Genomic DNA, 15,785 nt, shown 5'->3' on the forward strand with positions numbered 1-15,785 from the left:
ATGATTAATTTTAAAGCCTATGTATCAATCTATTTTATATTCAGTTATAGAAAAAAAATGTTCGATTACAATTAATCGTGCAGAAAAAAGAAATGCATTTAATGCAGAATTAGTAGAAGAATTGAAAGCAGCATTTCGGAAAGCAGAATCCGATGAAAAAGTAAAAGTTATAATACTGACTGGTGCAGGGGATGTGTTTTCTGCAGGTGCTGATCTTGCATATTTGCAATCATTACAAAACAATTCTTTGGAGGAAAATACGGATGATTCAAAAAGACTTACTGAACTATATATGTTGATTTATACATTACAGAAACCGGTGATTGCAAAAATTAATGGACATGCAATTGCTGGTGGATGTGGTTTGGCAACAGTGTGTGATTTTGCAATTAGTGTGAGTCATGCACAGTTTGGATATACGGAAGTAAAAATTGGTTTTGTCCCTGCCATTGTTATGGTGTTTTTATTGCGCAAAATTTCTGAAACACATGCAAAAGAATTATTGCTAACAGGAAAATTAATTGATGCAAATACCGCATTGCAATATAACATGATTAATAAAGTAGTTTCTGCTGCTGAATTGGATGATGCTGTAAATGTATTGGCAGAAGAATTAATTCAAAATACAAGCAGAAGTGCGGTGCAGATAACTAAGTTGATGATTGCACAGGTGCAGGAATTAAGTTTGGATGATGCAATTATATTGGCTGCGCAAATAAATGCAAAAGCAAGAGCAACTAAAGATTGCAAATATGGAATTCAAAGTTTCTTAGAAAAGAAAAAACCGATATGGGAATAAAATTTATTATTAATAAATTAGAAATTTAATTACATAATATATAATCATCACCCTCGGTTAAAACCGAGGGAAATAAATTCATAGAAAATTACAACAGTACACTATCCATTGCCCTCGGTTTTAACCGAGGGATGGAAAATAAATTAAAATCAACAATTTGAAAAGAATTCTGTTACTTACAAATGCAGTTTAAGGATAATAAAGACTTACTATATTTGATGTTATCATTATTCCCAATTTTTTATAATTATAATTACTTTACTTAAACATGAAATTTACGAGAAGACCACATGTAATATCAAAAAATCTGGATGCAGTATTTGGTGGACTCACGCATACAATGCAATTTATGGGGCAGTATTTCCGTCAGTTATTCAATGGTCCGTTTGAGTGGCGAGAATTTATAAAGCAATGTTATAATATCGGTGTCAGATCATTATTATTAATTACATTAACTGGTTTCGTTACCGGTATTGTATTCACAAAACAATCCAGGCCATCATTAATTGAATTTGGTGCAGCAAGCTGGCTGCCATCATTAATTGCAATTGCTGTTGTGAGAGCACTAGCACCATTAGTTACTGCATTAATTGGATCGGGAAAAATAGGATCTAATATCGGAGCAGAACTAGGCTCAATGCGAGTAACTGAACAAATAGATGCGATGGAAGTTTCAGGTACTAATCCATTTAAATTTTTAGTAGTAACAAGAGTAACTGCCACCACTGTTATGATTCCTATTTTGATGATGTATTTTGGTTTTGTTGCTTTGATGGGATCATTTTTAAATGTACATCAAAATGAAGCAACGAGTTTTGTAACATTTTTTCAGGACGCATTTTCTCCAATTACGTTTCTAGATATTTTTACCGGTTTGTTTAAAGCAATTTTCTATGGATTTACTATCGGAATGGTGGGATGTTATAGTGGTTATCATGCAGAAAAGGGTACTGAAGGGGTAGGTATGGCAGCAAACAGAGCAGTTATTATAAGTATGTTTTTAGTTTTCATTGAAGAGATAGTTATTGTACAAATATCTAATTGGATTAGACTAGCTTAATATGAAACACGAACCTGTTATTACAGATACAAATAATGTAGCCATATCTATTGAGAATTTGCATAAATCATTTGGCGATTTGCATATTTTACAAGGAATTACTATTGATATTTACAAAGGAGAAAATCTTGTTGTGCTAGGTCGATCCGGAACTGGTAAATCTGTATTGATAAAAATTATCGCCGGATTATTAAAACCCGATAAAGGAAAAGTAGTTGTTTTAGGAAATGATATTTCAACGCTTTCAGAAAAAGAATTGCAACAACTCAGATTGAAACTTGGCTTTTCTTTTCAAAGTAGTGCATTATATGATAGCATGACGGTGAAAGAAAATCTTGAATTCCCGCTTGTTCGCAATAACAGGAAATTAGCTCAATCTCAAATTGATGAAAGTGTGAATGAAGCATTGGAAGCAGTTGGTCTTATTAAAGCAATTCATCAGATGCCATCAGAATTATCGGGTGGTCAACGCAAAAGAATTGGCATTGCAAGAACACTGATGTTAAAACCTGAAGTGATGTTGTATGATGAACCAACAGCCGGATTGGATCCAATCACTTGCATCGAAATAAATAATCTTATTAATAAAGTGCAGCAGGTATATCATACCACAAGTATTATTATCACACATGATCTTACGTGTGCCAAAGCAACAGGAGATAGAATTGCCATGTTGATTGATGGCAGATTTTTAAGACGTGGCACATTCGATGAAATATTTTCAACAGAAGATGAAACAGTTAAAAAGTTTTTCGACTATAATTTTATAAATTAAATCTATGACCGCTGAAAAAAATAAAAAATCTGTAAGGGTTGGAATATTTACCGCTATTGGACTTGTATTTTTTGTGGTAGGTGTGCTGGCTATAGGAAATATTAATAAAACCTTTACAAAATCATTTCTTGTATCCACAGTATTTGATGATGTGAATGGATTAAAGCTGGGAAATAATATCTGGTTTTCAGGAGTGAAAATCGGCACTGTGAAAGAGATTAGTTTCTATGGTACTTCACAAGTAAAAGTAATTATGGATATTGAGGAGAAATCAAGAGCATATGTCAAGAAAGATGCATTAGTAAAACTTGGTTCTGATGGCTTAATTGGTAATAAAATTCTAATCATTTTTGGAGGTACAGAAAACTCACCGCAAGTGGAAACTGGTGATGTATTATCATCCACAAAACTTAACAGCACTGAGGAAATGATGACAACATTGCAAGAAAATAATGTAAACATACTTGCAATCACTACAGATTTTAAAGAGATACTTTCAAAAATAAATCGAGGAGAAGGCACTGTTGGAAAACTGCTAACGGATGATAGGATTTATAATGATTTACACACTTCTATAGCAACTTTACAAAGTGCTATTCAGAATGTAAATAAACTAACGGCAAACATTAATCAATTTTCTGATCAATTGGATGATGAAGGATTTTTAGTGAATGATGTTTTGACAGATACTGCTATTTATCCCTCAATTAAAAATTCTGTAATGCAAATAGAAGAACTTACTAAAAGTGCAAATGCAATGGTAGATAATTTAAATACAATTACAGAAAAATTAAGCACTGATACTACAAGTCCTGCAGGTGTAATATTGAATGACCCACAAGTAGCAGCTCAGCTAAAAGAAACCATTACCAATCTGCAAGCTGCTTCAAAAAAATTAGATGAAAACATGGAAGCCCTGCAGCACAATTTTTTGTTCCGTGGATTTTTTAAAGATTAGCAATTCTAAAATTATTTAAGCTTAAAAAATTGGTTTCAATGATAAAATTTATCACCTTATTCAGCATAATAATTTTATGCATAAATTGCTCTAATGCCATTGCACAAAGTGAAGACAAATTGAGTAATCTGGGTTTAGTGGGGGAGATGGCCTATAATAAAAGAACTGCTGAAACGCATGCCATTCGGATTTTTAATCATTATGCTTTAAGCGATGCAGAGAAAAGTATGATGATTACTAAATACAATGATTTGCGTATTAAGGAAGATCAATTAATTATGCAAATGATTTCGGATTTATTGAAGAAAAAAAGTATATCGAACTTTAAAAAAGTAGATAAGTATTTTTTAGAAGGCAAGAAAAAGAATAATAAATATGTGCAATCATTTCTGCAAAACTGGAATGAGGTTACCGCTTCTTATGATGCGATGATTCAATATCCGACTCAAATTTATTTGGATAGTATGGTTGCGGAATACACCGAAAGACAAAATGAAGAATTGGAATTTGAAAACCCTACCGATAATGTGAACCCGGATAATGTAAAAGTAAATCCTGCTGATCCAATGGGTTCGATAGGCTCGCTATTCGGGGTTTATAAAACTTTGAAAATAAATAGTGCACAAAAAGCGATGAATATTACTGAACTTTTAAATGCAATGCGATTAAGAGATGCAAGTGAATTAGTGGCTGATGAAGGCGAATTAATTCAAACGAAATTGGAGCCGGAGAAAAAGGAATAATTATATTTATTAATAGTGAATTATAAATTATTTATTCTTTTTAAAAAATCCTTTTATTCTTTCCACAAAAGTATCATCGTTTTCTTCCTCTCCATTGCCGAGCATTTCACCAATGGGTTTTAGTGCTTCTACATGATCACAAATAATTTTAATAATCGCAGTTATAGGAATACAAATCGCCATACCTGCTATACCCCAGATGAAACCTCCTAATATTAATGTTGCTATTATAAAAAATGGATTGATGTTTACTGCCTTTCCAATAATGATTGGCTGCAATAAATAATTTTGTAATAATTGAATAGACATATATGAACCCGCTACCCATAATGCCATTGAAATTCCACCACCTTGCACCAATGCCATCACTGCTGTTAATGTGTTGCCGGTAATGTTTCCGACAAACGGAATTATTTCTAATGTACCGGATAACACAGCAAAAAATATCGCATGTTTAACACCGATGATTGAAAAAGCTATGGAATACAATATCCATAAACAAACAATCATAACCATCATACCGGCTAGATATTGAAATGACACTTTTTGAATCTTCTTCAACACAAGTTTTGCTTCTTCTTTATGCTTTTCTTCAAACAGCATTATTATTCCTTCTTTAAATCTGCTGCGCAATAACAGAAATAATAAATTATAAATAAGTACCAGTATTGTACTTGTAATTAATGTAGAAAACGAACCCAGAATAGACTTCACTACATTTCCACTTCCTTCAGATTGCTTTTTAATTAATTCCTCCTGTTGTTCCCGTGAAAAATTTAATTTTTCGGTAATAAAATTTCTGGCATTATTAATAAATGTTCTTATCTGTTGTTCTACGTTCGCCATGTCCTGAGATATACCTGTAATCTGCCATGTTACTACCGTTACTAAGGTTGCAATAACAATTAAAATTATTAAGGAACAAATTGCAGCAGCAAGCCCCCGGTGTAATCCCCACTTTTCTAATCGTTGGCATAAAGGCAGAAATAACATGGACAACAACATAGCGATAACAATCGGTTTGAAAAAATTTTCACCCAGAATAAGTGCAGTGAAAATTAAAGCAGTAAAAAATAATAGTTTAATAATATTGGTGAGATTAAGATATTTCATTGCGCTTGTATTTCTTTCTATTGAGTAATATTATTTAAATGAAATGTAATGCTCTAAAATATGTTTAATAAATCCAAATGATACGCTGCACAGATTTTAAAAAATTTGTTTACGAATTACACGAATATATTTGAAACACGAACTTGCCTTTGGTAGGCAGGTGCACGAATAAAAGAAAATCTATTCGTGCATTCGTCCTTTTTTTCGTGTAATTCGTGGCTGATTTTTTTTTATTTCTGTAATTTCTATATAAAAAATATATAATTCTGCAATACATAGAGCCAACTTATTTATTCCGATGGGATAAGATGTTTTTAGAAAAAATTACAACCAAAACACATGCGATACTGGCGGGGTCATACAAATTCATTTAATTTATTTTGCTATAAACATGAGATGCCATTGGTATCTTTAGAAACCGTAATAAATAGTTTTTAAATTGTTATTTAGAAAGTACAATATTTATTTAGAAAAAAAAGCCATCGCTTTTTGCAATGGCTTTATCACTTTTAAAAATTATTCTGTTATCACCAGCTTTTCAGAAAATTGTTTACCAGAACTTGTTGTAATTACTGCGAGATACACACCGTAATTTAATTTTGGTAATTGAATTGTTTCATTTACAAAAACTTTCTCATACCTGCTTACAAGTGTGCCTGTAGAATTATATAACTCCAATAGACATTTTTCATTCTTATATGTTTCAGATGAAATATAAATATATTCATTTGCAGGGTTTGGATAAATCTGAATTGCACTCGATGCTTGTATATTATTTATTTCTGTGCTTATAGTATCGCAACCACTATGATATAAAACTCCCAAATCAAAATCTATTATATTAGGAAAACCACCGGTAAAAATTCTATCGCCAAGATCAATAGTAAGAGTGTCAACATCACATAATAAACCTTCATTATTTGGTTCATTTATTACACTTAGATGTGTATTAATAAAAGATTTGGTCTCTATAGGTGATCCCTCTTTATATTCATATCCAAAATATATTTTATTATCAATACCTAATTGGAGATTTGAAAATTCATAATTAGAGTAAGTATTTTTATATATCTCCGTTTTGGTTTCTTGAACATCAATACCGCATGTAAAACAAAATTGAAAAATCCTTATTGTTGTATAAGTATTTCCATTTGCAATTATATAGAGTTTAGAGCCATCAGAAGAAAAGATTACATCTATCGCATTTAAACTCCCACAATCTAAGGAGTATAAATATTTAACACTTCCTTCACATCTGTCAAATTGAAATAAATCTACTTTATTACCAACAGAATATGCCAAAATATCTCCACTTGGGGAGATTGCAGTTTGATTTAACGAACCATAATAAATTGGGTCAATAACATAGTCTGGCAATTCCACCTGAAACTTGGGTAAGGCTATACCTTCAGGCGTAATTAAAATAAAAATAAATTTTGCGGGATCAATTGATTCAATATTTTTTGCAAATGATATGAGCCACCAATCTCTACCATTCGCATGGCGAACTGCATTAACCCATCCAGATGAAGTTGTACAGTCTTCACTAAAAAAATCATAACATATTAGAATGTGGTTGTTTTTAGAAACTACCATTCCTAATCCATCATCGGTATTTAAATCAACTACACTATAATCCAAAGAAGCACTATCTGGATTTCCTACCACGTGAAATATATAAAATGTATTGAAGTTATTCGGCTTAGGAATTATTAGAACTGGTTGCTTGTATTGAGAATATGGATATTCAGAATTTCCTGAAGCTGCAATATTTAGACCATCACCATTGGTCATTAATTCATGATTTTTATTGAAAACGGATTGTCCGTTTGTATAAAAGAGTAATTGCCCAGCCGAGTCCGAAATTGTTGCGCTTGCATGCCAACATCCTAATTTGCTGTTAAATGTAAAAATTGAATCATCACTGAATGATAGCCCTACACTATCGCCAAAAACCCAATTAGCATTTTGTAATTGAGAATAACCATGATTGCAAAAAGCAATCATGGTTATCAGTAAAAAATAATTTTTCATAATTTTTTATTTATTGGAAATAATTGAAATTATATCCGATTGAGATGTTCCGTCCAAAAATCTAATTGATGAAGTAAAATTTTCAGTAGAATAAGTGAGTGTGCAAGTTTCCTTTGTAAGTGTACATTGTGAAAGTACCGGAAATGAAATCATGAGGCATAAGATACAGAAAACAAGTACTTTAAGCTTTCCTGCTTTGCGGCGAAGCGGCGAAGCGGCGAAGCGGCGAAGCGGCGAAATAAGATTTGGGAGTAGAAAGTTAAGGTGTTCATGATAAAATATTTAGTAGTTAAATAAATAATTATCTACATAGTTAATCAAATTTTTTTAGATAAACAATTATAAGATGGAATTTTTACTGAGAATTATAACTCAAAAAAATAAAAGAATACAATCAACCAATTACCTTCTCAATCACATCATATACTTTTTGCAATTGCTGTTCGGTGATGCAATACGGTGGCATGATGTAAATTGTATTTCCAAGTGGTCGCAATAATACACCTGCTTTTAAAAAAGCGGGATACAATGTTTTTTTTATAGTGCTGAAATAATCGCTGTTACTTGATTCAATTTCAAACGCAAGGATGGTTCCTGCACGTCTTGCATTTTTTACTTTGGTATGGTGTTGCAATGTGGTAATAAAATCACCGTGCATTTGTAAAATGGTTTCAATTTGTTTTTTAAATGCAGGTAGTTCACATAAATCCAAACTTGCATTTGCAGCAGCACAAGCTAAGGGATTTCCTGTATAGGAATGTCCGTGATACAATGCTTTTTTTGCATCATCATCATAAAATGCATTGAATATTTCTTCAGTACATGTAGTTAATCCCAATGCCATCGTACCACCTGTTATTCCTTTGCTGATACATATTATATCCGGTTTATTAATACAGTAGTCGGAGGCAAACATTTTTCCCGTGCGATAAAAACCTGTCATCACTTCATCAGCAATACACAAGATATTTTTTGATTTACAAATACTGATAAGCATATCCAATGCATCAGGTGCATACATGTGCATACCACCTGAACCTTGTACTAAGGGTTCATAAATAATTGCAGCAATAGTATCATCAGAATTTAATAATTCCCGCAATGCGTTAGAGCATTGTTGTTCTTGTCCGGCATAAGGTGGAGCAATATGAATTACATCAAATAGCATGGTATCAAACGCATGTGTAAATGCACTTCGGGCACTTACACTCATACTGCCGAATGTATCGCCATGATAACTGTTTTCTAATGCAATAATTTTTGTTTTTTTTATTCCTTTATTAAACCAATATTGCAGCGCCATTTTAATTGCAACTTCTACTGCGGTAGAACCATTATCACTAAAAAAAACTTTCTTTTGATTTTTTGGTAAATGATTTTCAATTAATCTTTCTGCTAATGTTTCTGCGGGTGTATGCGTAAACCCTGCAAAAATTACATGCTCCAATTGCAAAAGTTGAGCATGCATTTTTTCTGCGATGTATGGGTTTGCATGTCCGTGAATATTTGTCCACCAACTTGAGATTGCATCTATATAAGTATTGTCGTTGTTATCCCATAATAAAGCACCTTCGCCTTTTACAATGTGAATAGGAACATCCGCAGTTTTCATTTGTGTAAACGGATGCCATATATAATTTTTATTGCTCAATGTAAAATTGTTTTTAATTGTAAACTGTATTTTTTTACTGTTGTGTTATCCCATTTATTTTCAGAATCTATTTTTAGCAAAACAGGAAGTTGTGTGTATTCAATAATAAAATTTTCAGTGGTAAAATTACCTGCATCATTAAATACCAAACCTGCAATAGGTATATTTTTTTGTTTTAAAATTTCATAGGAAAGAATTGTATGATTGATACTCCCTAAATAATTTCTGCTTACAAGAATTACAGGAAGATTGAGTTGTTTAAATAAATCAACAATTAAAAAAGTATCGTTGAGTGGCACCATTAAACCACCGGCTCCTTCTATAATAATTGTATTTTCTGTTTCGGGTAATTTAAAATCAGCAGGATTAATAGCTACACCATCAATTGCGGCCGCAGCATGTGGCGACATCGGTTCTTTAAGTCGAAAAGTTTCAGGATGAAAAATTGTTTTAGAATTGGTAACAAGTGATTTTACAATAAGTGTATCTGAATTATTTAAATCACCGCACTGAACAGGTTTCCAGTAATCTGCATGTAATGCTTCTGTAATGATTGTTGAAAAAATTGTTTTGCCAACACCAGTTCCTATTCCTGCAATACAATATCCTTTCGGCATTATTTTTAATTTTTAATACACCATCATTTTCATACAGAAAACACTGCCACCACTTTTCATAAATTCTGTAGTATCTAATTCGATAACATTGGAAGCGCATTGTTGTAATAAATTTAAAGTAACAGGATTACCTCTTTGAATAATTGCAGCAGATTTATTTTTTTGTGGTTGATAAATCATGTGTGCATTTGCAGCAAAACCTTCCAATGCTTCTTCCAAAGGAATTTCATAAACACCTTCAAACATTTTACGAATAATTTGCAATGCTTCAAAAGAAAATGCTTCAGGTGCAATAATTACTTCAGTATTATTCAATGGAAGAAAACAAGTATCCAAATGATAAAAATTTTCATTCACTAATTCAAGAGTAATAATCGGTGCATCCAACATTCTGCATACTTCATCATAGGCATTGCGTTCGGTGCGAAAACCATAACCGCCGTACAATAATTTTTTTCCCGGATGTGCAATTAAATCACCCATGCCTTCAAAATGATAGCGGCTTTGCATATTAAAAATTTTATAACCAAGATCCTTATAAAAATCTTCGAAATAAATTACTTCCGTCTGTCGTGATTCATGCATCATGTTACTCATCACCACAATTTTTTCTCCATTCCACATCACCCACGGAAAACTTTGATTTGCACAAAACACCATGTCTTCACATTCTTCAACACCATCTACAATTAGTACTTCATCAATGATATCTTGATCTTTCAATTTTTCGTAAGTAGCCTTTAAATTTTCCCACTGTTGTTTTGCTTTTTCCTTATTTAAAGTTTTGCCTTGCATGTGTGCATTTTTCACATCTTTAATTTCAAAATATTCCGGCGTACACATCATAACACGTCGAGGTTCATTGCGGCTATCGCAATCGTCTAATGTGAAATGCACTTCTTCAGGTCTGTATGCTTTTGCAAAAACAGGAGTCATAAAATTTTTATTTAAATCGTTCAGAAATTATCAGGTCTTTTGTTCCGCCGGTGTAGTTGTAAAATCCTTCACCACTTTTTATTCCGAGGTAACCGGCTGTTACCATATTTACTAATAGAGGACAAGGCGCATATTTAGGATTTCCAAAACCGGTATGCAATACATGTAAAATGCTGAGACACACATCCAGACCAATAAAATCTGCAAGTTGTAAAGGTCCCATCGGATGCGCCATTCCCAATTTCATAACTGTATCAATTTCATGCACACCGGCAACACCTTCATGAAAAGTGTACATTGCTTCATTAATCATCGGCATTAAAATTCGGTTTGCAACAAATCCCGGATAATCATTTACTTCAACAGGAATTTTACCGAGGTTTTTACTTACATCCATTATAAGATTTGTAGTAGCATCGCTGGTAGCATAACCACGAATTATTTCTACCAATTTCATTACCGGAACAGGATTCATAAAATGCATTCCTATTACTTTATCTGCACGTTTTGTTGCAGAAGCAATTTTTGTAATTGAAATAGAAGAAGTGTTGGAAGCAAGTATCGCATCAGCTTTACACATCTGATCTAATTCAGTAAATATTTTTAATTTGAGATCTAATCTTTCGGTAGCAGCTTCTATTACTAAATCAGAAGAACTCACACAATCCGCAAGCGTAGTATGAATTTTTAAATTATGTAAAGTGCTTTCTTTTTTGGCGGCATCAATAGTTCCTTTGGTAAGCATTCTATCTAAATTTTTTTCGATAGTTGCCATTGCTTTTTGTAATGCAGATTCGGAAACATCCACAATATTTACGGAATAGTTATTCATTGCAAACACATGTGCAATGCCATTCCCCATTGTACCTGCGCCAATTACTGTAATTTGTTTCATCTAAATTTTGCTTTGCGCAAACTTAGCGAATAATAAGCAGCTTTTGACCGGCAGATAATGCGCCATTAGTGGTTACGCACACATTATATAGCCCTTGTGGAAACTTTGATGTGTCTATTGTAAAATGTGAATCCATTCCTGAAAGTGATTGCATAAAAATTAAAATACCATTACAATCATAAATACGTAAATCACCTTGTTGATTGATATTATAATTCTCAATTGTTAATGTATTATTTGCAGGATTGGGATATAATTTCCAATTGTATGGTTGTACTGTTTCGCTAATATCTGTGGAGAGCCATGCGCAATAATTAGTATCTAATTCCGCAGTAGGTAAAGCATTATTATAAATACCAATTGCATATTCGCCGGGTAATAATTTATCCAGTTCAAATGCACCTCGTTTATCCGTACTCACTCCCCATGTATTCAATTCATAATAAGAATAAATTGACCATTCCTCTTGCGGATCTGAGCGATATAACAGTACAAGACTATCATCTGAATTGGAAATAAATTCATCATCTAAATATCCACCGGAAGTATTAGCTGTTCCATTAAATTTTAAAGTAGCTGAAATATTATCTCCATTAAATCCTCCAATAATTCTCCAGTAGCGTTGTGAGTTTACATGCAGTCCAGTAACCGGTGTTCTGAAACCATCGGCAGCTACCCAATAATGTTCAATACGCATCCATGTAGTATCTGCATCTAAAGCATTTACTTTGAAAATCATTTTTCCTAAACCAGAATCATAAATTCCGATATCTGTAAGAAAAAATTCTTCTGCTGTAACTGCATCAGCGATTTTATTTTGTCGGTCAATTATTAAATTAGCTTCTTCAAATACAGGTGTTCCTATTGATAATTCAAAGTATTCGCCGTTCATAATTATTGTTTCAGTATTTAATTCTTCACCATCGTTATTTACCCATGAAAGTTCTAAAGGCACTGCATTAAAAAATTCTGGCGCATGATTTAATTTTTGTTGAATACAAACATCAAATAAACCTATCATGTGCGAGTATCCTGTAGATTGAAATTCAAATGCAGGCATACCTGGGTTAAACACCCATCCATCAAAAAAGGGAGTCATATCTGTTCCACTGCATGTACTTAAATAATCTCTGAATTGCTCGCTTGTTACAGCTTGAAATGCATGGTCTGATAAAAAACCTGTAATACATTCAAAAAACATTTCATCACCCATATATCCTCTTAAATTATGTGCAACCATTGCACCTTTATTATAAGTGGTAAAACCATAAGTATAATCATGTGGCATTTCTGCTAACGCAAAATAATTACCACCATCATTTGCAAAACCATAATTAATTATTTCCAAATGATTTGCATCCACAACATCTCTGTATGCTTGTTCGCCATATAAATTTTCTTTGAAAAGATGTGCCGAATATTCTGCCCATCCTTCATTCAGCCACATCTCCTTTTCATCAGCACATGTAATTAAATTTCCCCACCAATGATGTGATAATTCATGCGCCATTAAATCTTCCCAAACTGTAGTTCCGGTTACTGCAAATAAGGGATACGCAATATTCATTGCATGCTCCATCGCACCTCCATTAAAAGGCACTGCTACAAATCCCACTCTATCCCATTGATATGGTCCATACGCATTTTCAAAAATAGAGAGGGCATCAATAAGGTGAATAAATGAATTTTTAAGATTAGTGGTATCCGCTGCATTCGCAGCTAATTCAATGGGAATGGTTTCCATAATTCCGTTATAAGTCATGTGCACTGTTTCATAAGTAGAAACAGCCACCGAAGCAAGATAAGATGGAATTGTTTGATTGCAATTCCATATCCATAAGGTTGTGCTATCGCCATTATCAATTTCGCTTTCTAGTACTCCACCACAAACTGCTTTGTAATCATTAGTTGTAATTATTTCATAACGAAAAGTGCACCGTTCAGTAAAATTATCGAAACATGGAAACCAGATACGTCCGAAATTATGTGGGTCAGAATCGAAACCTACACCTAATTGGAAACTGTAATTTCCTGTCCAATACCAACCTCCCCAACTGCCATCTTTATCCGGACTGCCATGATAATATACAGTGATTACTGAAGTATCACCGGTGTTGATTATTGCAGGTAAATGAACTAATAATAGTGTGTCATTATATTCAAATGTGAGAGAAGTTTCTCCTGATTTTACAGAATCAACAGTGAGTTTTTGCAGGTCTAATGGAATGGAATTTATATTATCCACTTTCGCCGTTAATTGAATTTCTGCATTTCCGGAAATTACTTTGCTTACATAGTTTGTAATATTCAAACGAATAGTGGTATGTAAAATATCAATGGAATCACTTACACTTGCCGTGCTGATTTTTGCCATACATAAAATAAATATTACTATCAGAAATTGAAAATTGCGATTTATCAGTTTACACATATCTCTTATTTTTACAACAAGATGCAAGTTAGAAAAAAATGGTTGTGGTTGATGTTTTGTCTTATACAAATGCAGGTATTATTTGCGCAAACGGATACTGTTTACATTTATCCGATAATTCATCTGGATTCTGTGGTAATTGCCGATTCTAAAAGTGGATTTGATGTTTCTGATTTTATTTTGATGGTACAAAATGATACCACCTTTTATCAATCATTTCGAACATTGCGACAAGTGCAATATTCATCTGCAGCTAATGTAAGAATGTTTGATAAACGAGGATTGACACAAGCATCTTTGAATAATAAATCATTGCAACAAACAGCAAATAATTGTAGATGGATGGTTCCTTTTTATCAAACAACTACAGGTGATTTCTTTGACAAAAAAGGAGATATGAATTACTACACTGCGAAAATGTTTTCCTACATTTTTTTATATGGTGATACTATTTGTTCGGGAAATGTATCAACGCAAACTAATGACAAAGAAATATCGCAACTTGAAAAAAGAAAAGACCAATTAAAAATTTTAATTTTTAATCCAGGAAAACCTGTAGAAGGAATTCCGTTTATTAATAATAAACTCAGCATTTTTGATGAAGGTATGATGCAGTATTATAATTATAGTATTACTTCACAACGCAATGAAGCAGGTACAGAATGTTATGTGTTTAGCATTAAAGTAAAAGAAGGAGTGAAGACGGGTGATGTTGTATTAAAAGAAATGATTACCTGGTTTAAGAAAGCAGACTTTTCAATTGTTGCAAGAGATTACAGATTGAGCACAGATAATTTGGTTTTTGATTTTGATGTAACCATGCAAGTGAAAATGATACAATTGCAAAATCGAATTATTCCCGGAATGATACATTATAGCGGAACATGGAATGCACCGGGAAAAAAAAGAGAAACAGGAAGTGTATTAATTACAATTGATATTTGATTAATACTGTTCAGAATCATTTGGGAAGTCAGCAGATTTTACATCAGCCACATATTTACTTACACCACTTTTTATTTCATCATATAAATTTAAATAACGACGTAAAAACCGTGGTTTAAATTCTTTTGTCAATCCAAGCATATCATGCATAACTAATACTTGTCCATCCGTACCGCCACCTGCACCAATTCCAATAGTAGGAATTTGTAATGAAATAGAAACTTTGGTACCTAAATCTGCAGGAATTTTTTCAAGCACTATTGCAAAACATCCCAATTGCTCCAAAAGCAACGCATCTTGTTGTAATTTATCTGCTTCTATTTCTTCGGTAGCACGCACAGTATAAGTGCCGAATTTATAAATTGATTGAGGTGTTAAACCCAAATGTCCCATAACTGGAATGCCGGCAGAAAGTATGCGTTCAATAGATTCTTTAATTTCTTTTCCACCTTCCAACTTCACTCCATGTGCACCCGATTCTTTCATAATACGAATGGTGGATTCAAGAGCAACTTTAGAATTACCCTGATAAGAACCAAAAGGCAAGTCAACAACTACTAAACTTCTTTTTACACCACGAACAACCGAAGCCGCATGATAAATCATCTGGTCTAAAGTGATTGGTAGTGTAGTTTCATGCCCGGCCATAACATTAGAAGCTGAATCCCCAACAAGAATTACATCCACTCCGGCATCATCCAGAATACGAGCCATTGAGAAATCGTATGCTGTAAGCATGCTGATTTTTACTTTATTGTGCTTCATTTCCTGGATAGTATGCGTAGTTATCCTCTTAACTTTTGAAAAATCAGTGAGTTGAGTTGACAT

General features: G+C 33.0%; 14 protein-coding genes. 6 read left to right on the forward strand and 8 right to left on the reverse strand.

Annotation, left to right across the window (positions count from 1 at the left end; all coding sequences use genetic code 11):
- Positions 1-19: 19 nt before the first annotated feature.
- The 5 genes from IPN31_08780 to IPN31_08800 all read left to right on the forward strand — a co-directional run bounded on the left by IPN31_08780 (position 20) and on the right by IPN31_08800 (position 4,335).
- Complete coding sequence (locus IPN31_08780) at positions 20-799, forward strand: enoyl-CoA hydratase/isomerase family protein (protein MBK8681982.1); 780 nt, start codon at positions 20-22, stop codon at positions 797-799.
- A 268-nt stretch (positions 800-1,067) separates the two neighbouring features.
- Positions 1,068-1,859, forward strand: a complete 792-nt coding sequence (locus IPN31_08785; GenBank protein ID MBK8681983.1) for an ABC transporter permease — start codon at positions 1,068-1,070, stop codon at positions 1,857-1,859.
- A gap of 1 nt (position 1,860) precedes the next feature.
- Positions 1,861-2,634 (forward strand): ABC transporter ATP-binding protein, encoded by a 774-nt coding sequence (locus tag IPN31_08790; protein MBK8681984.1) that lies wholly within the window; start codon positions 1,861-1,863, stop codon positions 2,632-2,634.
- Between the two features lie 4 nt (positions 2,635-2,638).
- Positions 2,639-3,592: an MCE family protein gene (locus IPN31_08795; protein MBK8681985.1), complete on the forward strand. Its 954-nt coding sequence runs from the start codon at positions 2,639-2,641 to the stop codon at positions 3,590-3,592.
- Between the two features lie 38 nt (positions 3,593-3,630).
- Positions 3,631-4,335 carry a hypothetical protein gene (locus IPN31_08800; protein ID MBK8681986.1) on the forward strand — a complete coding sequence of 235 codons (705 nt, stop codon included), beginning with the start codon at positions 3,631-3,633 and terminating at the stop codon, positions 4,333-4,335.
- Between the two features lie 27 nt (positions 4,336-4,362).
- On the opposite strand, the gene IPN31_08805 is transcribed toward IPN31_08800, so the two are convergent.
- From IPN31_08805 to IPN31_08835, 7 genes are all read right to left on the reverse strand, one after another.
- Entirely contained in the window at positions 4,363-5,448 is a 1,086-nt protein-coding gene (locus IPN31_08805) for an AI-2E family transporter (protein MBK8681987.1), read from the reverse strand.
- A 516-nt stretch (positions 5,449-5,964) separates the two neighbouring features.
- Positions 5,965-7,482 carry a T9SS type A sorting domain-containing protein gene (locus IPN31_08810; protein ID MBK8681988.1) on the reverse strand — a complete coding sequence of 506 codons (1,518 nt, stop codon included), beginning with the start codon at positions 7,480-7,482 and terminating at the stop codon, positions 5,965-5,967.
- Between the two features lie 394 nt (positions 7,483-7,876).
- Complete coding sequence (gene bioA / locus IPN31_08815) at positions 7,877-9,151, reverse strand: adenosylmethionine--8-amino-7-oxononanoate transaminase (GenBank protein MBK8681989.1); 1,275 nt, start codon at positions 9,149-9,151, stop codon at positions 7,877-7,879.
- On the reverse strand, positions 9,130-9,750 hold the full coding sequence (bioD, locus tag IPN31_08820) for a dethiobiotin synthase (protein MBK8681990.1): 621 nt from the start codon (positions 9,748-9,750) through the stop codon (positions 9,130-9,132). The genes bioA and bioD overlap by 22 nt, the downstream gene beginning before the upstream one ends.
- A 12-nt stretch (positions 9,751-9,762) precedes the next feature.
- On the reverse strand, positions 9,763-10,686 hold the full coding sequence (locus IPN31_08825) for an amidinotransferase (protein MBK8681991.1): 924 nt from the start codon (positions 10,684-10,686) through the stop codon (positions 9,763-9,765).
- 7 nt (positions 10,687-10,693) lie between these two features.
- The gene (locus IPN31_08830) at positions 10,694-11,581 is read right to left on the reverse strand and encodes a 3-hydroxybutyryl-CoA dehydrogenase (GenBank protein MBK8681992.1); all 888 of its coding nucleotides are present in this window, start codon (positions 11,579-11,581) and stop codon (positions 10,694-10,696) included.
- 22 nt (positions 11,582-11,603) lie between these two features.
- Positions 11,604-14,012, reverse strand: coding sequence for a T9SS type A sorting domain-containing protein (locus IPN31_08835; GenBank protein MBK8681993.1), 2,409 nt, complete (start codon positions 14,010-14,012; stop codon positions 11,604-11,606).
- Positions 14,013-14,033: 21 nt separating this feature from the next.
- Between IPN31_08835 and IPN31_08840 the strand changes: the two genes are divergently transcribed.
- A complete protein-coding gene (locus IPN31_08840; protein MBK8681994.1) occupies positions 14,034-14,957 on the forward strand; it encodes a hypothetical protein in 924 nt (307 codons plus the stop codon).
- Here the strand turns inward: IPN31_08840 and panB are convergent, their stop codons facing one another.
- On the reverse strand, positions 14,958-15,785 hold the full coding sequence (gene panB / locus IPN31_08845) for a 3-methyl-2-oxobutanoate hydroxymethyltransferase (GenBank protein MBK8681995.1): 828 nt from the start codon (positions 15,783-15,785) through the stop codon (positions 14,958-14,960). It lies immediately after the preceding gene.

Source organism: Bacteroidota bacterium (assembly GCA_016715425.1).
Classification (GTDB): domain Bacteria; phylum Bacteroidota; class Bacteroidia; order Chitinophagales; family BACL12; genus JADKAC01.